21 protein-coding genes and 1 riboswitch are annotated in these 23,542 nt (G+C 66.8%); of the genes, 8 read left to right on the forward strand and 13 right to left on the reverse strand.

Annotation, left to right across the window (positions count from 1 at the left end; all coding sequences use genetic code 11):
- Positions 1-1,113: 1,113 nt before the first annotated feature.
- Genes CAL28_RS00260 through CAL28_RS00290 form a run of 7 tightly spaced genes read right to left on the reverse strand, consistent with a single transcriptional unit; the run spans position 1,114 to position 8,973 of the window.
- Positions 1,114-2,067 (reverse strand): SMP-30/gluconolactonase/LRE family protein, encoded by a 954-nt coding sequence (locus tag CAL28_RS00260; protein ID WP_094839441.1) that lies wholly within the window; start codon positions 2,065-2,067, stop codon positions 1,114-1,116.
- The gene (locus CAL28_RS00265; RefSeq protein WP_254925946.1) at positions 2,048-2,800 is read right to left on the reverse strand and encodes an ABC transporter ATP-binding protein; all 753 of its coding nucleotides are present in this window, start codon (positions 2,798-2,800) and stop codon (positions 2,048-2,050) included. The genes CAL28_RS00260 and CAL28_RS00265 overlap by 20 nt, the downstream gene beginning before the upstream one ends.
- Positions 2,781-4,652 carry a branched-chain amino acid ABC transporter ATP-binding protein/permease gene (locus tag CAL28_RS00270; RefSeq protein WP_217906516.1) on the reverse strand — a complete coding sequence of 624 codons (1,872 nt, stop codon included), beginning with the start codon at positions 4,650-4,652 and terminating at the stop codon, positions 2,781-2,783. Before CAL28_RS00270 ends, CAL28_RS00265 begins: the two co-directional genes overlap by 20 nt.
- The gene (locus tag CAL28_RS00275) at positions 4,652-5,509 is read right to left on the reverse strand and encodes a branched-chain amino acid ABC transporter permease (RefSeq protein WP_094839442.1); all 858 of its coding nucleotides are present in this window, start codon (positions 5,507-5,509) and stop codon (positions 4,652-4,654) included. Before CAL28_RS00275 ends, CAL28_RS00270 begins: the two co-directional genes overlap by 1 nt.
- 15 nt (positions 5,510-5,524) lie before the next feature.
- Positions 5,525-6,715: an ABC transporter substrate-binding protein gene (locus tag CAL28_RS00280; protein ID WP_217906517.1), complete on the reverse strand. Its 1,191-nt coding sequence runs from the start codon at positions 6,713-6,715 to the stop codon at positions 5,525-5,527.
- A gap of 48 nt (positions 6,716-6,763) precedes the next feature.
- Entirely contained in the window at positions 6,764-7,855 is a 1,092-nt protein-coding gene (locus CAL28_RS00285) for a mandelate racemase/muconate lactonizing enzyme family protein (RefSeq protein WP_094839443.1), read from the reverse strand.
- Positions 7,852-8,973 carry a mandelate racemase/muconate lactonizing enzyme family protein gene (locus CAL28_RS00290; RefSeq protein WP_094839444.1) on the reverse strand — a complete coding sequence of 374 codons (1,122 nt, stop codon included), beginning with the start codon at positions 8,971-8,973 and terminating at the stop codon, positions 7,852-7,854. Before CAL28_RS00290 ends, CAL28_RS00285 begins: the two co-directional genes overlap by 4 nt.
- 173 nt (positions 8,974-9,146) lie before the next feature.
- Between CAL28_RS00290 and CAL28_RS00295 the strand changes: the two genes are divergently transcribed.
- On the forward strand, positions 9,147-10,085 hold the full coding sequence (locus CAL28_RS00295) for a LysR family transcriptional regulator (protein ID WP_094839445.1): 939 nt from the start codon (positions 9,147-9,149) through the stop codon (positions 10,083-10,085).
- Here the strand turns inward: CAL28_RS00295 and CAL28_RS00300 are convergent.
- Positions 10,073-10,357: an acylphosphatase gene (locus tag CAL28_RS00300; RefSeq protein WP_094839446.1), complete on the reverse strand. Its 285-nt coding sequence runs from the start codon at positions 10,355-10,357 to the stop codon at positions 10,073-10,075. The genes CAL28_RS00295 and CAL28_RS00300 overlap by 13 nt on opposite strands.
- A gap of 191 nt (positions 10,358-10,548) precedes the next feature.
- On the opposite strand from CAL28_RS00300, the gene CAL28_RS00305 reads away from it, so the two are divergent.
- From CAL28_RS00305 to CAL28_RS00330, 6 genes are all read left to right on the forward strand, one after another.
- Complete coding sequence (locus tag CAL28_RS00305; protein WP_094839447.1) at positions 10,549-11,415, forward strand: alpha/beta hydrolase; 867 nt, start codon at positions 10,549-10,551, stop codon at positions 11,413-11,415.
- 194 nt (positions 11,416-11,609) lie between these two features.
- Positions 11,610-12,512 carry a phytanoyl-CoA dioxygenase family protein gene (locus tag CAL28_RS00310; RefSeq protein ID WP_094839448.1) on the forward strand — a complete coding sequence of 301 codons (903 nt, stop codon included), beginning with the start codon at positions 11,610-11,612 and terminating at the stop codon, positions 12,510-12,512.
- An 80-nt stretch (positions 12,513-12,592) separates the two neighbouring features.
- Positions 12,593-12,883: a zf-TFIIB domain-containing protein gene (locus tag CAL28_RS00315; RefSeq protein ID WP_094839449.1), complete on the forward strand. Its 291-nt coding sequence runs from the start codon at positions 12,593-12,595 to the stop codon at positions 12,881-12,883.
- A 150-nt stretch (positions 12,884-13,033) separates the two neighbouring features.
- Complete coding sequence (panE, locus tag CAL28_RS00320; RefSeq protein ID WP_094839450.1) at positions 13,034-13,966, forward strand: 2-dehydropantoate 2-reductase; 933 nt, start codon at positions 13,034-13,036, stop codon at positions 13,964-13,966.
- A 74-nt stretch (positions 13,967-14,040) separates the two neighbouring features.
- Entirely contained in the window at positions 14,041-14,490 is a 450-nt protein-coding gene (locus CAL28_RS00325; RefSeq protein WP_094839451.1) for a nuclear transport factor 2 family protein, read from the forward strand.
- Positions 14,491-14,626: 136 nt separating this feature from the next.
- Entirely contained in the window at positions 14,627-15,160 is a 534-nt protein-coding gene (locus CAL28_RS00330) for a nucleoside 2-deoxyribosyltransferase (protein ID WP_094839452.1), read from the forward strand.
- 10 nt (positions 15,161-15,170) lie between these two features.
- On the opposite strand, the gene ribB is transcribed toward CAL28_RS00330, so the two are convergent.
- The 3 genes from ribB to CAL28_RS00345 all read right to left on the reverse strand — a co-directional run bounded on the left by ribB (position 15,171) and on the right by CAL28_RS00345 (position 17,362).
- Positions 15,171-15,887: a 3,4-dihydroxy-2-butanone-4-phosphate synthase gene (gene ribB / locus CAL28_RS00335; protein ID WP_094839453.1), complete on the reverse strand. Its 717-nt coding sequence runs from the start codon at positions 15,885-15,887 to the stop codon at positions 15,171-15,173.
- Between the two features lie 107 nt (positions 15,888-15,994).
- Positions 15,995-16,150, reverse strand: a riboswitch (FMN riboswitch).
- 172 nt (positions 16,151-16,322) lie between these two features.
- The gene (locus CAL28_RS00340; RefSeq protein WP_094840534.1) at positions 16,323-16,814 is read right to left on the reverse strand and encodes an SET domain-containing protein; all 492 of its coding nucleotides are present in this window, start codon (positions 16,812-16,814) and stop codon (positions 16,323-16,325) included.
- A 74-nt stretch (positions 16,815-16,888) separates the two neighbouring features.
- Complete coding sequence (locus tag CAL28_RS00345) at positions 16,889-17,362, reverse strand: Lrp/AsnC family transcriptional regulator (protein ID WP_094839454.1); 474 nt, start codon at positions 17,360-17,362, stop codon at positions 16,889-16,891.
- A 94-nt stretch (positions 17,363-17,456) separates the two neighbouring features.
- On the opposite strand from CAL28_RS00345, the gene ilvB reads away from it, so the two are divergent.
- On the forward strand, positions 17,457-19,280 hold the full coding sequence (ilvB, locus tag CAL28_RS00350; RefSeq protein WP_094839455.1) for a biosynthetic-type acetolactate synthase large subunit: 1,824 nt from the start codon (positions 17,457-17,459) through the stop codon (positions 19,278-19,280).
- A gap of 45 nt (positions 19,281-19,325) precedes the next feature.
- Here ilvB and CAL28_RS00355 read toward each other — a convergent pair whose 3' ends face one another.
- Entirely contained in the window at positions 19,326-20,759 is a 1,434-nt protein-coding gene (locus CAL28_RS00355; protein WP_094839456.1) for an aldehyde dehydrogenase family protein, read from the reverse strand.
- Positions 20,760-20,785: 26 nt separating this feature from the next.
- Positions 20,786-23,506, reverse strand: coding sequence for a DNA topoisomerase III (locus CAL28_RS00360; protein ID WP_094839457.1), 2,721 nt, complete (start codon positions 23,504-23,506; stop codon positions 20,786-20,788).
- Positions 23,507-23,542: the final 36 nt, after the last annotated feature.

Raw genomic sequence — 23,542 nt, forward strand, 5'->3', positions numbered from 1 at the left:
TCGGGGCCAGCCCGATCGTCCGTCCCGGCGCGCGGGCGCCGGGCACCGCGTCGCTAATCTCGTCCGGCGGGCGTTGGCTTGTGGTGTTCTTGGCGATGGCGTCCGCGCCACGCCTCCCTTCGATTGCGCTCGCTCGTCCTCAACGGGCTGGCCCCGACAGGCACCACCCCCGCCGGACTCCGGTTTGCCTTAATTACGGTCGCTGCGACGAGCTGGGTTCTTGCGCTTCGTGGGTGGCGGATGCTGCCGCTGGAAGATTCAGCATTGCACGTCGCATCGAGGCCGCCCAGCGCGGCCCCGCTGCGCCTACGCCGTAGTTGAGTGCGGCGGGCTGCATGCGAATGGCGGTGGGGATGGGGGCGGCGGTGGAATGCGACGTGCTCGAATGTCGCAGACGCAGGAATCCTGACAGTCCTGTCGGGAGACTGCAGACACAGAAATCCTGACAGTCTCGACACCGCCACAGGATTCTGCGGACACGACGGTCCTGACACCCCGCAAGCTCTGGATGCCGCGGGCACAAAGGTCCTGACGCCTCGACAGGCTTGGATGCCACGGCTACTCCTCAATCCTGACAGTGCCGTCCGCGCTCCTGGGCCGCGTCGCGGCTCGGTCCCCATGTCGCGTATCGTTGACCATCTCGGCTCGTTGGCCATCTTGCCCATGGCTCATGCGAATGTACGCATGCAACGGCATCCACTCCGGATGCAAAACCGTCGCACGAAAGCACCCGCGGCATGACGTACCGTGTAGGCGATCGCTGGCCGCGCTGGGCGGCCGGCGATCGACGTGCGCCACAAAATCTTTCTACGGCAGCATCCGCTGCCGACGAAGCGCAAGAACGCAGCCCGTCCCAGCGAACGGTGAATAAGGCAAACCGGAGTCCGGCGGGGGTGGTGCCTGTCGGGGCCAGCCCGTTGAGGACGAGCGAGCGGAATCGAAGGGAGGCGAGGCGCGGATGCCATCGCCAAGAACACCACAAGCCAACGCCCGCCGGACGAGATTAGCGTAGCGGTGCCCGGCGCCCGCGCGCCGGGACGGACGATCGGGCTGGCCCCGACAGGCACCACCCCCGACGGACGGCACAAGCAAGACACGCCCCGACAGCAACCGTCAACGCAGCGACGTGGCCCCCTGCGTATTCACATACACCGCGTACAGCGACTTCCCCGCCGCCATGAAAAGCCGATTGCGATGCACCCCCCCAAAGCATAGATTCGCGCAGCGTTCCGGCAGATGAATATGCCCCAGCCGCGTCCCGTCCGGTGCGAATATCGCTACCCCGTCGAGCTCTTCCGATCCCATGCCCCATCCGCACCACAGATTCCCATCCACATCGCATCGTATGCCGTCGGATGTCCCCGGCCCGCAATCGATAACAACGCGGCCATCGTTTTCCACGCTGCGTCCGTCCGCGCTGACCTCGTGCGCGGTAATCAGCCGATGCGGCGTGGCGCGCGACTGTACAAGGTACAGGGTCTTCTCGTCCGGCGAAAAGCACAGCCCATTGGGACCGTGCGACCCTTCGATCGCCACCGTCAGCGTCCCGCTGTCCGGATCGTAGCGATAAACCTGCGCCGGCACCTCCTGCTTGCCCGGCAGCCCCTCGTACCAGCCCCCGATACCGAAAGGCGGATCGGTGAACCATACCGAACCGTCGGATTTGACCACCACATCGTTCGGCGAATTCAGCCGCTTCCCCTGGTAGTTGTCGGCAAGTACCGTAATGGTGCCGTCATGCTCCGTGCGCGTGACCCGGCGCCCTTCGTGTTCGCAGGTAATCAGCCGTCCCTCCAGGTCGCGCGTATTGCCGTTGGCGTTGCGCGACGGCTGGCGGAAAGGGCTGAACGAGCCGGTGGCTTCGTCCCAGCGCATGATGCGGTTGTTCGGGATATCGCTGACCAGCAGATAGCGCCCGTCGCCGAACCACACCGGCCCTTCCGCCCATCGCATGCCGTCGCCCAGCTTCTCGACGGCGGCGGAGAAGATTACATAGCGGGAAAAGCGCGGATCGATGACTTCGATGCGTGGATCGGGATAGCGTTCACTAGGCTGCCACACGGCCATGGTCTCCAAAATAGGCCCGCTCCAGGCGCGCGGCCAGGTCGGGCTCGCGGGTGCCGGCCTGCATGGCGATGCGGCCTTGCGCCAGGGCATAGACGCGATCGGCCAGGGCCAGGGCTTTTTCGACCAGCTGTTCCACCAGCACGATGGCCGTGCCTCGCTCGCGCAGCTGTCCGGCCACGGTCAGGACACGGTCGACCAGGACAGGCGACAAGCCGGCGGACGGTTCGTCGAGGATAAGCAAGCGGGGCCGCTTGACCAGGCCCTGCGCGACCACCAGCATCTGCTGCTGGCCGCCGCTCAGCGCGCCGGCGCGATCGTGGCGCTTGGCCGCGATCTCGGGAAAGAAAGCCAGGGCTTCCTCCACGCGCGCCTTGCGCTCCGCTCGCGGCGCATCGTAGCCCGCCAGCATCAGGTTGTCGATCACGCTTTGCTGGGTGAAGACGCGATGGCCTTCGATGACGTGGACCAGTCCGGCGCGGGCGGCTTCGCGGGGCGTGGCGCGGCTCAGGTCCACGCCGCCGAAAGCGATGCTGCCCGCGGCCGGCGTCAGCAGGCCGGATATGGCCCGCATCAGCGTACTCTTGCCGGCGCCGTTGGGCCCCAGGATGGCCACGATTTCGCCGGCCGCCACATCCAGGTCGATGCCATGCAGAATGCCGATTTTGCCGTAGCCGGCGTCCAAACCGCGCACCGACAATAGCGGCGCGGCTGCGCTATCCGCCAAGGTATGCACTGACCACCTCCTTGTGTTCGCGTACCTGCGCCGGCGTCCCGTCGGCCAGGACGCGGCCCAGGTTCAGTACGGTGACGTGATCGCAGATGTCGAAGATCAGGTCGGCATGGTGCTCGACCAGCAGGACGCCCGTGCCCTGCCGGCTGATGTGGCGGATCAGGTCGCCCAGGCGGCGGATCTCCTCGGCGGCCAGGCCGGCCGCCGGTTCGTCCAGCAGCAGGAAGGCGGGCCGCAGCATCAGCGCGCGGGCGATTTCCAGGAAGCGCAGCTCGCTGTGCTGGAGGCGGTCGGCCCGCACGTCCGCCACGGCGCCCAGGCCGACGATCTGCAGCGCGGTACGCGCCGCGTCGCGCAGCGCCGCTTCGTCGCGGCCGTGGCGCGGCAAGTGCAGCATCGTCTCGATGAAAGACGCGCGGCCTTGCAGCGTGCCGCCGATCATCACGTTCTGCAGGACGGATGCTTCGCCGATGATGCGCGGCGTCTGGTAGGTGCGGGCAATGCCGCGCGGCGCGCGCAGCAGCGGCCGGCCCATGGCCAGCGGCGCCCCGCCCAGGCTCAGCGTGCCGGCCTCCGGCGTGCAATATCCCGAGATGACGTTCAGTGTCGTGGTCTTGCCGCTGCCGTTGGGTCCGATCAGCCCGTGTATGCGGCCCGGCGCGATGGTCAGGGTCAGTCCGTCGATAGCGCGCACGCCGCCGAAGCTGAGCACGATGTTTTCCAGCGCGATGCCGCCATGCGCCGGCGTCGCCGTCAGCAACTGGCCCAGCAATCCGGGATTGGGCACGATGGTGCGATCGGCAGGCAAGGGCCGGCGATTGCGGAAGTCCAGCAGCGCGGCGATGCCGCCCGGCGCGGCCAGCACGATGATCAGCAGCATCAGCGCATAGAGGAAGTTGGACCATGCCGCCAGCGGCGCGGCGATCTCCGGCAGTACCGTCAGGATTACCGTGCCCAGCAGCGGACCGAGTATGGAACCGCGCCCGCCGATCAGGATGGAGATGAAAAACAGTACGGAGAGCTCGAAGGTGAAGGCGTCGGGCGTGATGTAGGTCTGCAGCGAGGCGAACAGGCCGCCGGCCACCGCCGCCAGCACCCCGGCGAGCACGAAGATCAGCGACAGCAGCCTGACCTTGGATATGCCGCTGGCCTCGGCCGCGACTTCGGCGTCGCGCACCGCGATCAGGCCGCGACCGAATCGGCTGTGCGCCACGTTGGCGGTCAGCAGCGTGCAGGCGCCCGCGATGCCCAGGCACAGGTAGTACAGGCCCGATTCGCTATCGAAGGGCGCCGGCAGCGCCGGCCCGGCCAGGCCGATGCCGCCGCCCGTGACGTCCTGCCAGGCCAGCGCGATCTGCGTGACGATGGTGGCGAAGCCCAGCGTCGCCATGGCGAAATAGAAGGTGCGCAGCCGCAGCGCCGGCAGGCCGACGACCAGGCCGAAGATGCCGCCGCCCACGCCCGCGCACGCCAGCGCCGCGAACGGCGGCAGGGCCGGCAGCACATTGCCGGCCGCCAGCACGCTGGTGATATACGCGCCCAGGGTCAGCAGGGCCACATAGCCGATGGCCAGCTGTCCGGCGTAGCCCACCACCAGGTTCAGGCCGGACACCAGGATCCAGTAGATGGCCGCGCGCGTGGCGATAACCGTCCAGTAGGTGTTGCCGCTGAAGGGCAGCAACGCGGCCAGTATGAAGATCGCCACGAAAGGCCAGGCGGTGTGCCAGGCCGATGGCGCGCCGCGCACGCCGGCGCGCGCGGCGTGCTTGCCGGGCCTGGGGCTGCCATCTCCGCGCGCCGCGCGGGCGGCCATGCCGCCGTGGACCTGTCTTTGCAATTCGCTGTCCGCTGCCATTAGACCCTCCGCGCGGTCGAGCTGCCGAACAGGCCTTGCGGCACCGCCAGCAGCACGACGATGAACAGCACGAAGACCGCGATCGACGCGAACACGCCGCCCACCGTGAAATTGGCGGCTTGCTGGAACAGGCCCAGCGCCAGCCCGCCGACCAGGGCGCCGCGGTTATTGCCCAGGCCGCCCAGCGCCACCGGGACGAAGCCGTAGAAATTCAGCAGCGTGCCGTTGGCGAAGAAGGCCAGCATCAATTGGCCGCTGGCGAAGCCGGCAATGCCGCCGATGACAGCCGCCAGCACGTAGCTCCATACGCGCAGGCGCCGTTCCGGCAGGCCCAGGGCGCGCGCCGCGAAATTGTCTTCCGCCACCGCCAGGAAGGCCATGCCCACCAGCGTTCGGCGGTACAGGTATTCCAGGCCCAGCACCACCAGGGCGCAGGCGACGACCGGCAGCCAGAACTTCTCGTCCGTGACCCCCGACCCCAGGCCGAACAGGCGCGGAAACGGCTGAGGTTCCGTGCCCCAGCCGATGGCGGTGACCTGCTGCACCATCAACGCCAGCGCCAGCGTGGACAACACGTACAGGTGCTGATCCAGGCTCTTGAGGACCGGCCGCACCGCGACCAGCTCGGTGATCACGCCCATCACCGCGCAGCCCGCGAGCGTCGCGATGAATCCCAGCCAGGGCGGCAGGCCCAGCTTCAGGATGAACAGCGAACCCAGCACGCCGCCCAGCATGCCCAGCTGCCCCGCCGTGAAGCTCATGACCCGCGAGGTGGCGAACATGGTGTTGTAGGTGATGCCGATGAGCGCGTAGACCGCGCCCATCGCCAGGCCGGATGCGATGATGGAAGCGAACATCGTGCGTCCTCCGCGTCAGGCGTAGCCGGGCGCCAGTGCGAAAGTGCCATGCTTGGCGGAATTGGCGGCCGACATGACCACGTCGGCGGTCGGATAGCCGTTGTGCTGCTCGGGCGTGTAGCTGTAGTTGCCGAAGTAGCCCGGATACGGGTTCAGGCTGTTCCAGTAGGCGATGATTTCCTTGGACGATGCCCCGCTTTCCTGCACGGCCTTGGCCACCATATGCACCGCGTCGTAGCCTGCCGTCACCCACCAGAACAGGGTGTCGTCGAGGTTGACCTTGCCCTGCACTTTGTCGACGAATTCCTGCGAGCGGGGCGGCAGCTTGCCGCTGGCGTCGTAGCTGCAGCTGCGGTAGCCCACCGCGTAGACCTTGTCCCAGTTCTGCGGCTTGGTCAGCAGGCCGCGGATTTCGCCGGATGCCATCGACGGATGGCCGGCGAAAGCCACGTCCCAGCCCATTTCGCCGCGCGCGTTGAACAGCCGCGCCTCCATGCCCGTGGACACGCTCCAGATGACGATGACTTCGGCGCCGGCATTGCGCGCGCGCGTCATGTCGGGCGTCATATCGGGCTGGGTGGCGTCGATGTTGTTGCTGTAGACGACGTCGGCGCCGTCGCGCTTGAAGTTCGCCACGCTGGCCTTCAACGCGCTGACCCCATAGCCGGTGGTGTCGCCGATCACCGCTACCTTCTTCACCTTCAGCACTTTCAGGCAATAGTTGCGCGTGGCATCGTCCCATTGCTCGTTGGACGGCGCGATGCGAAAGGCATTGGGAAACTTCTTGGGGTCGATCAGGCTGTCGATCACGCAGGGATGGATATTGGGCGTGCGGGCCCGCGCCATGATGGGCGTGACGGCCAGCGACTCGCCGGAATTGGTCGGCCCCCAGATGGCATCCACCTTGATGGAGTTGATCATTTCCTGCGTGGCGTTCACCGCCTTGGTGGGATCGCCCTGCGTGTCGCGGGTGACGATCTCGATCTTGCGGCCCTTGACGCCGCCCGCCGCGTTCAAGGTGTCCGCGGCGAAACGCACGCCGCGGTCGAAGCCGACGCCGGGCGCCGAACTGGGGCCGGTCAGCGCGGCCAGCCAGCCGATGCGCAGCGGCTCGCTGGCCGCCCTGGCGAAGCGCGGTGCGCCGATGGCCGACGCACCCAGTATCCCGGTGGTTCCCAGGACGAAATTGCGACGCGATAAAGGCATGGTCTTTCCTTGAAGAGGCCAGAGAAAATGCGCGGGGCGGGCGCTTTGTCAGCGCCGTGCGTTTTCCAGCTCGGCGATGCGCTGGGGATCCAGGGTGAAGCCCCAGCCGGGGCGCTCCGGCACCACGGCATCGCCGTCGACGAATTCCAGGCGTTCGCGGTAGAGCGACGAGAACCAGGGCATGTATTCGAGGTAGATGGCATTGGCCAGCGCCCCCAGCACCTGGATGCTGGTTTCGGGAAACAGATGGCTCGATACCGGCACGTCGTAGCTTTCCGCCATGTGGCCGATGCGCATGAATTCGCTGACGCCGCCCGATCGCTGCAGGTCCGGCATCAGGACGTCGGCGCTGCGCAGCGTGAGCATGCCGCGAAAGCCGTAGCGCGTGTATTCGGTTTCGCCGCTGGCGATGGGGGTGTCCAGCGCCGCGGCCACGCGCGCCACGCCTTCCAGGTCCCAGGCGGGCAGCGGTTCCTCGAACCACGTCAGGTCGTATTCCTCCAGCATGCGGCCCAGCCGGATCGCCTGCGCCTCGTTCAGGCCCTGGTTGGCGTCGGCCATCAGGCGGATGCCCGGGCCGATGGCCTGCCGCACGGCACGCACGCGTTCGGCGTCCTGCCGCGGGTCCGGCATGCCCAGGCGCATTTTCACGGCCTTGAAGCCCTGGGCCACCATGTCCTGCGCCTCGCGCGCCAGCGCATCGATATCGCGGTCCAGCCACAGGCCGCCGCTGTGGTAGGCCGGCATGCGGTCGCGCGCGCCGCCCAGCAGGCGGTACAGCGGCATGTTCGCGGCCTTGCCGGCGATATCCCACAGCGCGCCGTCGATGGCGGAAATCCCCATCACCGGCAAGCCCTTGTGGCCGAAGAAATTGATGTCCTTCCAGGCGCGCGCCCAGAAGCCGGCGATATGGCCGGCATCGCGTCCGATCACCAGGTCCGCCAGCTCATCCACCATGGCGCGCAGCACGCCGGTGCGCCGGTCGTTCAGCGTGAAAACCAGGTTCTCGCCGACGAGGCCGTTGTCGGTGTAGGCATACACGAGCACCACGCCGCAGCTGCGTATCGATCCCAGGGCGCTTTCGATGGGCTTGTCCAGCGGCAGCGCAAACGCGCGGGTTTCCAGGCGTTCTATCTTCATGCGTGCTTCTCCCGGATGACGTGGCGTTCGCCGACGCGGTAGCGCGCCAGCACTTCGGGATCCGGGTCGCAGCCCAGGCCCGGGCCCTGCGGCACGGCGACGCGGCCATCGCGCGCCCGCACCCAGGGATCGAAGGGATTGGCCTCCATGTCCAGCCATAGCACTTCGATCAGCGGCTTGTTCGGCAGCGCCGCGGCGATATGCAGCGTGGCGATGAAGCCCGGGCCGAAGTAAGGCGAATGCGGTACGGTCTGCACGCCGTGCATCTGGCACATCGTCGCCACGCGCATGCATTCGCCGATGCCGCCGATCTTGATCACGCTGGGTTGGGCGATATCCAACGCGCCCGCTTCGAGCAGCCGCATGAAGCCTTGCGGACCGGCGACATTTTCGCCCGCCGCGATGGGGATGCCGCGCTGCCGCACGCGCGCCAGTCCATGCGTGTCTTCCGGCGGCCATACCGGCTCTTCCAGCCAGTACATGCCGTCGTCGCGCAGGCTGTCCGCCATGGCCAGCGCGGTGGGGACGTCCCAGGCGCAGTTGGTATCGAGCATGATGGCCGTGTCCGCGCCGCCGGCAGCCTGCGCCGCGCGCACCGAACTGCGCGTGACCTCGTGCAGCTTGACGTGACGATAGCCTTGTTCGGCCGCCGCGGCCGTGTTGCGGGCGACCAGCGCGTCGTCGCTGTAGTTCAGCAGGCTGGAGTAGGCCGGCAGGTCGGCGCAGGGCGCCGCCCCCAGCAGCCGGTGCACGGGCAGGCCGCTGCGCTTGCCCAGCAGATCCCACAGGGCGATTTCGATACCCGACCAGGCGAAGACGTAGGCGCCGTTGCGGCCCAGCAGGTGGGTCGCGTGCAGCACGCTGCGCGTCAATCCCGCGATATCGCCGGCATCCCTGCCGATGACCAGCGGCGCGACGATGGTATCCAGCGCGGCGCGCGTCGAGGGAATGGCGGCATGGCCGAAGGCTTCGCCCCAGCCGACCAGCCCGTCCTCCGTTTCCACGCGTACCAGCAGGATATCCAGCCGGTCCCAGAGTGCGCCGGCAAAGCGTTGGTAAGGGCCGCCCATGTCGAAGGGCAGCGACACGACTTCGGACGCGACGGACACGATATTCATGTGCCGCGCCCCACGGGGTTCGCCATGTTGTCTCCTTTTTTGGCTTTCCGGCGCAGCTCGCGCTTTTTTCACCGGTGCCTGGTTTTGCGGACCAGAATAGGGAGCCCGCTAGATAAAATCAATTGAGGCGAACTAATTTCCACATAAGCCCGCCTTATGCAGGAGGAGACAGAATGTCGCTTACCGTCCGCCAGTTGGAGGTGATCCGCGCCGTCAGCGTGCACGGATCCGTGACCGAGGCCGCCGCCGCCCTCGGCATTTCGCAGCCCGCCATCAGCCTGATGCTGCGCGACTGCGCCTCGCAGGCGGGTTTCCCGTTTTTCGTGCGCAAGCACGGACGCCTGCAGGCCACCCGGGAAACCCAGGTCATCCTGACCGAGCTGAATCGCATCTTCGACAGCATCGAGCGGGTCAACCGCCTGATGGACGACATGCGCGAGATGACGGTGGGCACGGTGCAGGTCGCCTCGGTGCCCACGCTGGCGGACAACCTGCTGGCCACCACGATCGCGGAATTCCAGAAATCCTGGCCGCACATCCAGATTTCGGTATTTACCGTGGACAACCTGGGCGTGTTCGAGAACGTCGTGCAGGAACGCGTGGATTTCGGCCTGGGGCTATCGCCCCTGCACCATCGGGACGGCCGCATGGTGAAGGGCCGCCTGAGCGACGTCTGCGCCGCCGAACTGGTCTGCGTGGTGCATCCTGACAGCCCGCTGGCTGCGCGCGAGTCGGTCACACCGGCGGACCTGGCGCCCTATCCTTTGATTTCCTTCGGCAAGACCCAGCCGCTGGGCGCGCTGATCGAGGACAGCTTCCGGCGCGCCGGCGTGGTGCGCCGCATCGCGATGGAGGTGACGTTGACCTCGGTGGCGTGTTCGCTGGCGCGATCCGGGGCCGGGGCCGCCATCATCGATCCTTTCCATCTGTGGGCGCCGCGCGATCATGGCGTGGTCACCCTGCGCTACCAGCCCAGCACGGAAGTGAAGGCGCAGATGCTGCTGCCGAACAATACGCCGCTGTCGCGCTCGGCCCAGTTATTCGTTTCGGCCTTGCGCCGCACCGTGCGCGAACGGGGGATGGCCGCGCCAGCGCGTCCTTACAGTTGCTGAAAGTTGCGGTAGCGCTTGTCGATGTATTCGCGGCGGGAGGTCACCTCCCTGACCGTCGCGCCCGGCGGGCCGCGGCCCAGCCATTCCAGCATCTGGTCGACCTGCTCCGGCGTGCCTTGGACCAGGGCCTCTACCGAGCCGTCGCCGACGTTCTGCACCCAGCCGGTCGCGCCGACCATGTGCGCCCGCCGCACGGTGGCCATGCGAAAGCCCACGCCCTGGACTTTGCCGCGGACCTGGACGAAGACGGTTTCGATGTGGGGATCAGCCATGATGCGGAGCGGGATGGACGTGAAACGCGGTATTTTTCCATATAAGCGCGCGCGTCCATGCGCGCGCATTAGTCGGAACGGGTAACTTATTAAGTCATGGCGGGGCGGTTTATCCGGCGGCGGGCATTTCATATGCTTGCATCATCTTCCATACGCCCCGAAAGATTTCCCCGGGGCACCGGTTAAATACCATGTCCTGCCATCCCGACATCGCCGCGCGGCGGGTAACGCGCCGCGACGGCGCATTATCCAGCTCATCCCCGTCCGCGGATATCGTCCCGCCGCATCGCGTGCGATTCTACGGAAGGCGCGCCCAGGGCGCGGCTACGCCTTTGGTCGTGCACTTCCACGGCGGGGCCTTCGTGTCGGGATCGGTGGACGCGCCGTCGGGGGTCGCCCAACTGCTGGCGGATGCCGGCGCCGTGGTGCTCTCGGTGGATTACCCTCTCGCGCCCAGCCATCCTTTTCCGTCGGCGGTCGAGGTGGCCTACGCCACGCTGGAGTGGGCGCATCGGCATCGCCAGCAGCTGGGTGGCAAGGGCGCGGCGCTGTTCGTGGCCGGCGAGGAAGCCGGCGGCTGCATCGCCGCGGCGGTCGCCCTGATGGCGCGCGATCGCCTGGGCCCCCCATTGGACGGCCAGGTCCTGTTTTCCCCCATGCTCGACGCCAGCATGGGCACGGCCTCCATGCGCTGCGCGCAGGCCACGCCGGCCGGTGCCCGATGGGCCGGGGGCTGGCGCGGTTATCTGTCCTGTCCCTGCGATGCCAGCCATCCGTATGCCACGCCCCTGGCGGGGACGCGCCTGGCCGGCCTGCCGCCCTTGCTGCTGCTCAGCGGCCCGGACGACCCGCTGCGCGACGAGGGCCGTGCCTATGCCAGCCGGCTGCGTGCGGCGGGCGTGCCCGTCATCCGGGAAGTCCGGGACCGCGCGCCAGCCTGGACCGGGCCGCAAGCCGAGGGGCCGGCCGCCGCCGCGGACATCGAAGCCGTGCGGGCAAGGCTGTTCAGCTTCTTCGTCACCCATCCGGGCGGGGGGCCTCGTTCGGCTCCGCTTTAGCGTGTCGGCCGAAGGTGCACCGGTGCGGCGAGGCGGGGGCCTTCGCCTCCTCACTATGCATCAGGGCGCGCCGAATCCGTCCTAGGCATCACGAGCGATAGTTGCTCCGCCTTTGAAAAGATACCTTACGCCTCACATAGCCGCTAACCAAAATCTTGGGCGCGGCGCGGTGTCCGACCAGTGTGGAGCGCGATGTGAACCAGGAATATCTCCTTCCGGAAGAAACGACGGCCGAATACAAAGCACGGGGATACATAGCCCTGGAAGAGATCTGCCCGCCGGATGAAGTAGCGCAGATACGCAAGACGTTGATGCGCATGTTCGAGAACAAAGTGGGGTACGAGGAGGGCGCGCAATACGATTTCGCCAGCCGCGACGACCCCAACAAGCCGCAGGTCTTCCCCAGTCTGCACGATCCCTCGCACTACGCGCCCGAACTGCTGAAGACCACGTATCACCGGCGCGCGCTGGCCATCGCGCGGCAATTGCTGGGGCCGGACGCCGCCCTGTATGGCGAGCACGCGCTGCTCAAGCCGGCGCGCGTCGGGCCCGAAACGCCATGGCACCAGGACGAAGCCTTCCGTTCGCCGGATTTCGAGTATCGCGAGCTCAGCATCTGGCTGCCGCTGCAACCGGTGGGAGAGATCAACGGGTGCATGCAATTCATACCGGGATCGAACCGCTACGAGGTGCTTGAGCACCGTTCGCCCGGGTACGACAAGACCCTGCATCCGCTGGAATGCTGCGACGAGTTCCCCCGCTCCAGCGCGGTGCCGGTGCCCCTGCCGGCCGGCGGCTGCACCGTGCACGACATGCGCACCCTCCATTACACGGGTCCGAATACCTCGGATAGCCCGCGCCTGGCCTATATCCTGATATTCAATGTGCCGCCGGTCTACAAGCCGGGCCTGCGCAAGTTCGAGTGGCTGGAAGGCCGCAAAACGGATAGCCAGGTTCGCAAGCGCGAATGGCACCGCCGCGGCGGGATCGCCATCGAGGTCATGAGGCGGCTGCCTCGCGCGCGGCTGACCAACGGCAGATGGATGGCCTGGGCGGCCATCCGTGCCGTCAGCAAGGTGTGGCACCGGCCACGCTGACATCCGGATACCGGGCGGTACGGGAACCATCCCGGCGGCCGCCGGTCTACCTTCGTTCAGGAAAACGTAAGGAGACCGACATGAAGTGCCCTGCCTGCCGAGAACCCGAGCTGGTCATGTCCGCCCGGCAAAATATCGAGATCGACTATTGCCCTCAATGCCGCGGCGTCTGGCTGGACCGCGGCGAACTGGACAAGCTGATCGAGCGCAGCCTGCAGGAAACCGCCGCCGCGCAAACCGTCGCATCCGCGCCGCCTGCCCAGGCCCGTCCCTATCGGGACGACGATCGCGACCGCCACTACGACCGCCATGACCGCGGGCACGACCGCGGCTATCGCAAGAAATCCTTCTGGCACGAGATCTTCGACTAAGCCTTCGGATGGCGGTACCGTCACGGCTTTTCAGCGGGACGTCAAGGGCGCCGGTGCATCGTAGCCGGCCGGGCTGGCGCGCGCCATGTTGGGCATAATGCGACCAGGCGGTGTCCGGCTCATGCCGCGCGCCCTCGATGGAGAAAAAAGATGCGGATGTTGTTCCTCGGTGCCGGCGGCACGGGTGGTTATTTCGGTGGACGCGCGGCACAGGCTGGCGTGGACGTCACCTTCCTGGTGCGCGAGGCGCGTGCGGCGATGCTGCGCGAACAGGGTCTGCGGCTGCGCAGCCCGCGTGGCGATGCCACGGTGCGGCCGCGCATCGTGACCGCCAGCGACCTGGGCGGCCACTACGATGTCATCGTGCTGGGCTGCAAGGCGTACGACCTGGCCAGCGCGGTAACCGCGATCAGCCCGGCGGTGGGGCCGGGATCGGTGGTGCTGCCCATCATGAACGGGATGGCGCATTACGACGTACTGGACTACAGCTTCGGCGCGCATCGGGTGCTGGGCGGCCTGTGCCAGATCAACGCCACGATCGGCCCGGAGGGCGAGATCGTCCACATGGGCGCGCACGCCGGTTTCGTGTTCGGCGAACGCGCGGGCGATCCCCGCAGCGAGCGCTGCGTGGCGCTGGAGCGCGCCCTTGCCCCGGCCGATTTTTCTTCGCGGCTGAGCGAGACCATCCACCAGGACTGCTGGGAGAAATTCGTCTTCCTCTGCACGCTGGCGGCGGGAACCTGCTTGCTGCGCGGCACCGTGGGGGAAATCGCGTCCACCGCGGATGGGCAGGCGGTCATGCAGGCCCTGCTGGCGGAGGCCCAGGCGGTCTCCGCCGCGGCCGGCTACCGTGCGCGGCCGCAGGCCGATGCGGCGGCGCGCAAGCTCTTCGCCGATACGGATTCCCCGGCAACGGCGTCGATGTTCCGCGACCTGCGGCAAGGCATGCGGGTGGAAGCGGATCATATCGTCGGCGATATGATCGCCCGTGGCGCCGCCACCGGCATTGCCACCCCCTATCTGCGCGTGGCTTATTCGCATCTGCAGGTCTACCAGAACCAGCGGGAGCGGAAGGCCGCCTGAACTTTTTGTTTACACTGGCGGACCTCCAGCGCGCCTGCATTTGCCCGTCCCGCCTCGATAAGTCCGGAATCCGCATGAAGCTCAAACCCTTCGCCGCCGCCTTCCTGTTGTGCGCGGCCGCATGCCTGGGCGGTGCCGCGCACGCGGCGCCGGCCGACAACAAGGCGGTGGTCACGGCATTCTTCCGCATGCTGTTCCAGGACAAGAACGTCGACAAGGCGTTGCAGACGTATGTCGACAAGGACCTGATCCAGCACGATCCCTATCTGCCGGATGGCGCATCGGCGATGGCGGACTTCTACGCCCCCTACCTGGAGCAGCATCCCACGGCGAGCGCGAGCATCAAGCGCATGATCGCGGAAGACGATCTGGTGGTGGTCCATTACCTGTGGAAGGAATCGCCCGAGGATGCCGGGCAGGCAGTCGTCGATATCTTCCGCCTGCGGGACGGCAAGATCGTCGAGCATTGGGATGTCAGCCAGGATATTCCCGAGAACCCCGCGAACCGGAACACGATGTTCTAGCTGCTGTTCCCGCGCCAGGGCCCGTGCGCGGCCTCGGCGCCTGGCGAACGTATGCCGCCCCGCCACGGGCGGATCCACCTATCCGGGCATGGGCGCGCCGAGGGACCGGCGCACCGATGCCATGGCTGGAAATCACATGGCTCCTGCTTCTTCCGCAAAACCGTTCTCTCTCTACCTGGCGGGCTACGATGTATTCCGGCCCGACGCCGTCGCGCATGGCGAACACCTGAAACGCCTGTGTGCCCGGCATGGACTGCGCGGCCTGTATCCCCTGGACAAGGCGGGTCCCCCCGGGCTGGCCGGCCCGGAATTGGCGGCATGGATCTATCGCGCCAATGTGGCATTGATCCGCCAGGCAGATGGCGTCATCGCCAATCTGAACCCCTTCCGCGGCGCGGAACCGGATTCGGGAACCGCCTTCGAGGTCGGTTATGCCGTGGCGCTGGGCAAGCCCGTCTGGGCGTATTCCTCCGTGGCGTCTTCCATCGTCGAGCAGGTAGCCGTCGGCAAGTCGGCCGACGGCGGCGTCCATATCGACGCGCAAGGCTACACCGTGGAGGACTTCGGGATGAATCTGAATCTGATGCTGGCCTGCAGCGCCACCGTCGTGATCGGCGACGTGCAGGCGTGCCTGTCGCGGGTCGTCCAGGACCTGGAGACGCCCTTTTGAGGCTACACCGCTAGGCGGCCTTCGACTCCAGGTCCAGCGCCGCGCGGTCCTGCGTGGCCAGGGCGCGGCGATAGTCGGCCAGTTCCGCGATGGTCAGGGCGACCAGGCCGTGCTTGGCGGCGTAGCGGTCGATGGCATCGCCGCGGGTCATCGTGCCGTCGTCGTTCATAAGTTCGCACAGCACGGCCGCCGGGCGCAGTCCGGCCAGGATGGCCAGGTCGACCGATCCTTCCGTATGGCCGCGCCGCGCCAGCACGCCGCCGGGCTGGGCGCGCAGCGGAAAGACGTGTCCCGGGCTGACGATGTCGCCGGCCTGGGCGTGCGGCGCGATGGCGGCGCGGATGGTGGTGACCCGATCCTTGGCCGAGACGCCGGTGGTGACGCCTTCGCGTGCCTCGATCGATACGGTGAAGGCGGTGCCGTGACGGCTTTCGTTGCGCGCCGTCATGGGCGGCAGGGCCAGGCGATCCAGCGTCTCGTCGGTCAGGCACAGGCAGACGATGCCGCTGCAGTCGCGGATCAGCTGGGCCATGACGGGAACTGTGATCTTGTCGGCGGCGACGATCAGGTCGGCTTCGTTTTCCCGGTCGTCGTCGTCCAGGACGACGACGGGACGGCCCAGGCGCATGTGATGCAGGGCCCGCGCCAGGCGCATGGGGAAAGGTTGCGCGAAGATCGACGGCGTGCGCGGATCCGTGGCAATGGTGGGGGTGGATGCTTGGGACATTGAAACGCTCTCGCGAAAAGTTGGGCGAAAAACGTTTCAGGGCTATGGACAGCCAAACGCAAGACCGCATGCGCGCCCAGGGGCGCGCGGGGTACGGAAGTGTGCCGGCACATCTTCTCTCATCCGGACTATGACCGTCGGCTCTGGAATCTGACCAGATCTGCTGACCCCGCCGACCGTTGCCGGACCGCGGGCGCTCGCGGGCTTGCCACGTTGCGTGGCCTACCGCCGGTGGGGAGTTTCACCCCGCCCTGAAGACGTACTGAATGCCGCTGGCGGGCGGCATGAAAGGCATTGTATGCCAGCTGGCGGCGCGGCGGCTGGCAAGGCCGGGCTGCCAGCAGGGGTAAGCGCACACCGCGCGCGGGGACGGCCGGTCACGCGGGGGCGGCGCCGCTGGCGGCCGGTACCGCCGGACGGCCGCCCTGCCCGGGTCTAATCCTTCTTTTTCTTCTTGCTCTTCTTGGGCAGGGCCAGCATCGTGCCGCGGCATTCGGGCGCGCCGCACAGGCATTTGTAGCCTTCTTTCATCGCTTTGGTGATCCTGCCGTCCAGTACCAGCCCGTAGTCGTAGAAGAGTTCCTCGCCGCGCTTGATGTCGCGCAGGGCATGGATATACACGCGCTTGCCGCCGCTGCCTTCCTGCGATTCGCAGTTGGGCGCGCAGCTGTGGTTGATCCAGCGTGCATCGTTGCCCTTGTCGCCGCCGTCGATGACCTTGCCGGAGGACAGCGAAAAGAAGAACGTGTGGAAGGGATCGTCCGGATTCGTGGGATGGCGGCGGTCGGCTTCCTTGGCGCTGATGCGCGCCCCGCCGTACTCGATGATGCGCGTGCCGGCCGGGATCTTGCGGGCCGCGAATACGCCATTGCCGTGCAGCTTGGAACGCCGCACGACGTACCAGGGTTTGGAAGTTGCTTCGGTCATGTCCAGCCAGGGGTCCGCGCGCATGTCGCGGTAAGTGAATAGCCGATCGCGCGATCGGGCGAAGTGACGCAGGATTATATCGGCGCCGGGGGCGACAGCGGCAGCATGGATTCCTTCAGCCGTCGCAACACGAAACTGGACTTGCTGTGGCGGATGCCGGGGATGCGGTAGAGCTGTTCGCGCAGCAGTCGTTCATAGTCCCGCGTATCCCGTACTGCGATGCGGATGTAGTAGTCGTAGTCGCCGGAAACCAGGAAGGCTTCCAGCACTTCCGGTATCTGCGCCAGCGCGCGGCCGAATTCGTACAGCGTTTCCTCGCTGTGGCTTTCCAGGGTGACATGCACGATGACGGTGTCCATGAAGCCCAGCGCGGCCGGATCGATATTCACCGTATAGCCACGGATCACGCCCGCGCCTTCCATGCGCTTGATGCGATTCCAGCAGGGCGTGGAAGACAGCCCGACCGCGGCGCCGATCTCGTTCAGGCTGGCCCGCGCGTTGTCCTGCAGGACACGCAGGATGGCCAGATCGAATTTATCCAGATGCATTTTCTTCAAATTCCAGTTTTATAAGACTAATTTACCGGATCCAGGCCCTATTCGCAGAAAAACAGGATAAAAATTCCGATTATTCCACCATAAGATGTTGTCCATGAACGATCGTCTTTCCTCCCTGGCATTGAACAGCGCCGACGCCGACGGCGCGCCCCCCGCCCCGAACGGTGCCCGCATCCTGCTGGAGACGCTGATCGCGCACGGCGTCGACACCATTTTTGGCTATCCGGGCGGCGCCCTGCTGCCGCTGTACGATGCCCTGTACTCGGAACCGCGGCTGCGTCATGTCCTGGTACGTCACGAGCAGGCGGCCATGCACGCGGCCCAGGGCTATGCGCGCACGACCGGCCGCACCGGCGTGGTGCTGGTGACCTCCGGTCCGGGCATGGCCAATACGACGTCCGGCCTGCTGGACGCCATGTGCGATTCGATCCCGGTGCTGTGCATCAGCGGCCAGGTGGCGACCGCGGCCATCGGCACGGACGCATTCCAGGAATGCGACGCCATCGGTATTTCGCGTCCCGTCACCAAATGGAATGCACAGATCCTCCGTGTCGACGCCGTCGCCGATACGGTGTCCCGCGCGCTGGCCGTGACGCGGCAAGGGCGGCCCGGGCCGGTGCTGGTGGATTTCCCCAAGGACGTGCAACTGGCCCTGCCGGCCGACCCGGACGAGACCCTGCCCGCCGACGAGCGTCATGGGGTGACGGCCTTGCGGGCCCGCCGCCAGGCCGCCAAGACGTCATTCAAAGTGCCGCAAAGCGCCGTGCGCCGCGCCGCCGACCTGATCGCGCAGGCCCGGCGCCCGGTGTTCTACGGCGGGGGCGGCCTGATCAATGCCGGTCCCGAGGCCTGCGCGGCCTTCACCGATCTCGTACGCCATGTGGATGCGCCCTGCACCTTGACCCTGATGGGCCTGGGCGCCTTTCCCGCATCCGACCCGCGATTCCTCGGCATGCTGGGCATGCACGGGACGCTGGAAGCCAACCTTGCCATGCACCATGCGGACCTGATCGTTTGCGTGGGGGCACGGTTCGACGACCGCATTACCGGCCGGCTGGCGGACTTCTGTCCCCATGCGCGCAAGATCCATATCGATATCGATCCGGCATCCATCAACAAGGTGGTGCGCGTGGACGTCGCGATGGTGGGCGATTGCCTGCCGCTGGTCCAGGCGCTGCGCCAGGCGCTGGCCGAGCGCGTGGCGCCAGGCACGCAGCTGGAAACCTGGTGGCGCCGCATCGAACGGTGGCGCGCCAAGGACTGCCTGCGCGTCGAGCCGCGCGACGACGCCATTCTGCCGCAGCAACTGATGCGCCGCCTGGACGCGGCGCTGGCGCGGCACGATGCGGTCGTATCGACGGACGTCGGCCAGCACCAGATGTGGGCCGCGCAGTATCTGCGGTTCGAACAGCCGAATCGCTGGCTGACATCGGGCGGCGCGGGCACGATGGGGTATGGGCTGCCCGCGGCGATCGGCGCGCAGATCGCCCATCCGGACCGCACAGTGGTGTGCGTCAGCGGCGATGCGTCCGTGTTGATGAACATCCAGGAGCTATCGACAGCGGTCCAGCACGATACGCCGGTCAAGGTGGTGTTGTGCAACAACGGCTATATGGGCATGGTGCGCCAGTGGCAGGAGCTGATCCACGGCGGCCGCTACAGCCACAGCTATAACGCCTCGCTGCCGGACTTCGTGGCGGTGGCCAAGGCGTTCGGATGGAATGCCGCGCGGGTAAGCGACCCCGCGCACCTGGACGATGCGCTGGCGCAATGCCTGGATAGCCCCGGGCCTTATTTCCTGGACGTTTGCGTGGCGGAACAGGAAAACTGCTACCCCATGATGCCTGCCGGCCACGGCCATCACCGCATGATGCTGGCGGGGGGTGTGTGGTACGAGGACGAAGCGTGATTCGCCGCCGGCCGCGCGAGTCCGCGCGCGCCGGCTGGCGATGCCTTAATCGTGCTTGATCGAGACCGTCTTCAGTACGGTAAATCCGTACAGCGCTTCGAAGCCCTTCTCCCGCCCATGGCCGCTGGCCTTGACGCCGCCGAAAGGCAGTTCGATGCCGCCGCCCGCCCCATAGTTATTGATGAAAACCTGGCCGGCGCGCACCTTGCGCGCCATGCGCAGCTGGCGTCCGCCGTCGCGCGTCCAGACACTGGCCACCAGGCCGTAATCGGTGGCGTTGGCGATGCGTACGGCATCGGCCTCGTCGTCGAAGGGCATGGCCGCCAGGACGGGGCCGAAGACTTCGTCACGCGCCAGCCGATGGGTGAGCGGGACATCGCGCAATAGCGTCGGAACCTGGTAGTAGCCGGTCGCTGGCGCGCTGTCGCTGAGCTTGCCCTGCGCCACGGTGGCAATGCCGTCGGCGCGCGCCTGGGCCAGGAAATCGGCGACCCGCGCCTGCTGGCTTTTCCGGATCAGCGGCCCGCAATCCAGGTCCTGGTCGGCTGGGCCGGTGCGCAGGGCGGCGAAGGCCGCGCCCACTTTCTCCAGCACCGCTTCATAGGCCTCGCGCTGGACGAGCAGGCGGCTGCCCGCCGAGCACGTCTGGCCGGCATTCTGCACGATGGCATTGATGACCACCGGCAGCATGGCGTCGAAGTCGGCGTCGGCGAAGACGATCTGCGGCGACTTGCCGCCCAGCTCGGTGGTGACCGGCGTATGGTTGGCCGCCGCGGTCTGCGTGACGAGGATCCCGATGGCGGGAGAGCCGGTGAAGGAAATGTGGTCGATGCCCGGATGACGCGCCAGGGCATCGCCCGCTTCGTGGCCGTAGCCCGTGACCACATTGATGGCGCCGGGCGGGAAACCGGCTTCGGCGGCCAGCTCGGCAATGCGCAGGACCGACAGGCAGGCGTCTTCCGCCGGCTTGACGACGCAGGCGTTGCCCGCCGCCAGCGCGCCGCCCACGCTGCGGCCGAAAATCTGCAGAGGGTAGTTCCACGGGACGATGTGCCCGGTAACCCCGTGCGGCTCGCGCAGGGTCAGCACCGTATAACCGCTTTGGTACGGCAGCGTTTCGCCGTGCAGCTTATCGGCCGCGCCGCCGTAGAACTCGAAATATCGGGCGACAGCGGTGACGTCGGCGCGCGCCTGCTTGGTCGGCTTGCCGCAATCGCGCGATTCGAGGGCGGCCAGCTCATCGAAGTGGTCCAACACCAGCAGCGATAGCTTCAGCAGCAGGCGGCCGCGTTCGGCGGCCGTCAGGGCGCCCCACGCGCCTTCGTAGGCCTTGCGCGCCGCGGTGACGGCGCGATCGATATCGGCTGCATTGCCGCGCGGGATGGCGTCGAATTCCTGTCCCGTGGAAGGGTCGATGACCGGAATGAATTCGCCGGTCGACGACGGCACGGGACGGTTGTCGATGAAATGCTGCTGCATGGTGGACTGTCTCCTCGTTTTCCGTGTCAGGCTGCTGTCTTGGCCGCGGCCTTTTTCGCGGCGGCTTTTTTGGCCGGCGCTTTCCTGGCCGCGGTCTTCTTGGCCGCGGTTTTCCTGGCGGCCGGCGCGCGCGCCGCCGTCTTCGCCGCCGCGCCTGCGTCCTGCGTATCGCCATCGCCGGCCGCCGTCGTCTTCGCCGCGGTCTTGGTCGCGCGCTTCGCGGCGGTCTTGCCGGCGGTTTTCGCGGCAGTCTTGGCCGGGGCCGTCCTGCCGGCGCTCTTGGCACCCGGTTTTTCGGGGCGCGGCTCGAATTCGAAGCCGATCTTGCCGTCGGGCTGGCGCACCAGATACGCCTTGAACTTGCGGTTGGTACGGCTGGAGACGAACCCGTCGAGCAGATCCGTACGGCCCTCCGTCAACAGCTTTTCCATCTGCGCGCGCGATATTTCCTGCTGCAGGATCACCTTGCCGGAGCGGAAGGTGCAGGTCTTCTCCGGACCGACGGATTTCTCGCAGACATAGCTCATGCCATGTTCGAACACGCGCGAGTGGCATTTCGGGCAGGGGCCGACCGGCGTCTGGCCGGAAAAGTCGACGGGCTCGCTGTCCTCGTCGTTGCTCTGGCCGAAATCGAACTCGAGCTTGTATTCGTCGGTGATGCGCAGGATGGCCGCGAAGGGCCGGCCCATTTTGCTGATGAATCCCTGCAGCGGACCGATTTCGCGTTTGGCCAGCAATTCCTCGACTTCGGGCAATTCGAAGGTGCGTCCGCCCGGATGCTTGCCGATGGAGAAGTCGCAATTGGTGCAGGCATAGCGGCGATAGTTTTCCTTCACCACGCCGCCGCATTTGGGGCACGGCGTGCGCAGCGTGGCATAGTCGCCGGGCACGGTATCGCGTTCGTATTCCTTGGCGCGCTTGACGATGATCTGCGTCATCTGCGCGATTTCGCGCATGAAGGCGTCGCGCTGCAGGCCGCCCTGTTCGATCTGCTTGAGCTTGTGTTCCCACTCGCCGGTCAGTTCGGGCGAGGTGAGTTCCGTCACGTCCAGGCCGGACAGCAGAGTCATCAGCTGGCGTGCCTTGGCCGTGGGCACGAGGTCGCGTCCTTCGCGGCGCAGGTAGCCTTCGTTGAGCAAGCCTTCGATGATGGCCGCGCGGGTGGCCGGCGTACCCAGGCCGCGCTCGGACATGGCTTCGCGCAGTTCTTCGTCTTCCACCAGTTTGCCGGCGCCTTCCATGGCGGACAGCAGCGTGGCTTCGTTGTAGCGTGGCGGCGGCTTGGTGGCCAGGCCCACGGCTTCGATTTCCTCGGTGCGGACTTTTTCGCCATCGGCGACCGGCACCAGGTTGGCGTCCTCGTCCTGGGCTTCCTTGCCGTAGACGGCCAGCCAGCCCGGCGCCACCAGCACCTTGCCGTCGGTGCGGAAACGATGGCCCTGCACGTCGGTCATGCGGGTCGTCACGCGGTATTCCGCCGCGGGGAAAAACACCGCCAGGAAGCGCTTGAGGACCAGGTCGTAGAGCTTGGCTTCCGCTTCGCTCAGGTCGCGCGGCACCTGCAGGGTGGGGATGATGGCAAAGTGATCGGACACCTTCTTGTTGTCGAAGATGCGCCGGTTGGGCTTGACCCAGTTCTGCGCCACGATCTTCGCCGCATGGCGCGCCGTTGCCGCGGCGGGGCCGCCCTGCGCGTCGGCCAGCGTGCGCATGGTGTCGCGCACGGTGTTGATGTAGTCCTCCGGCAGATAGCGCGAATCGGTACGCGGGTAGGTCAGCGCCTTGTGCCGCTCGTAGAGCGTTTGCGCCAGCGCCAGCGTGGTCTTGGCCGAAAAGCCGAAACGGCCGTTGGCTTCGCGCTGCAGCGAGGTCAGGTCGTACAGCGCGGGCGACAGTTGCGTGGAGGGCTTGGATTCCTCGGTAACGGTGCCCGGCTGCTCGCGGCAGGCCGCGACCACGCTTTGCGCGGCCGCCAGCGACCACAGCCGCGATTCGCGCTTTTCCGGATCGCGGTCGTCCTTCTTGAAGTCGGGGTCGATCCAGCGGCCTTCGTACAGGCCGGCGGCGGCGACGAAGGTGGCGCGCACTTCCCAGAAGTCGCGCGAAACGAACGCGCGAATGCGGTTTTCGCGTTCGTGCACGATGGCCAGGGTGGGCGTTTGCACGCGGCCCACCGGTGTCTTGAAAAAGCCGCCGTCCTTGCTGTTGAAGGCGGTCATGGCGCGCGTGCCGTTGATGCCGACCAGCCAATCGGCCTCGGCACGCGAGCGCGCCGCGGCTTCCAGCGGCTTCATGACGCTGTCGTCGCGCAGATTGGCGAAGGCCTCGCGGATGGCGGCCGTCGTCATGGATTGCAGCCACAGACGGCGGATCGGCTTGTTCACCCCTGCGTATTGGATGATGTAACGAAAAATCAGCTCGCCTTCGCGGCCCGCGTCACAGGCGTTGATGATGCTGTCGACGTCCTTGCGCTTGGCCAGCCGGACGAGCAGTTTCAGGCGCTCGCTGGACCGTTTGTCGGTCGGATCCAATTCGAACTGCGGGGGTATCACCGGCAGGTGGGCGAAGCTCCATTTGCCTTTGACGGGATCGTTCGGCGCCACCAGGCTCAGCAGATGGCCGACGCTGGAACTCAGGACGTAACGTTCGCTTTCAAAGTATTCCCCTTCACGCGCGAAGCCTCCCAGGGCGCGTGATATATCGAGGGCGACCGAGGGCTTCTCGGCAATAATCAGCGTTTTGCTCATGTGTTTCCAATGGCGGCGGCCCGCCGCAATAGCGCG

The sequence above is a fragment of the Bordetella genomosp. 11 genome (assembly GCF_002261215.1).
Classification (GTDB): domain Bacteria; phylum Pseudomonadota; class Gammaproteobacteria; order Burkholderiales; family Burkholderiaceae_B; genus Bordetella_C.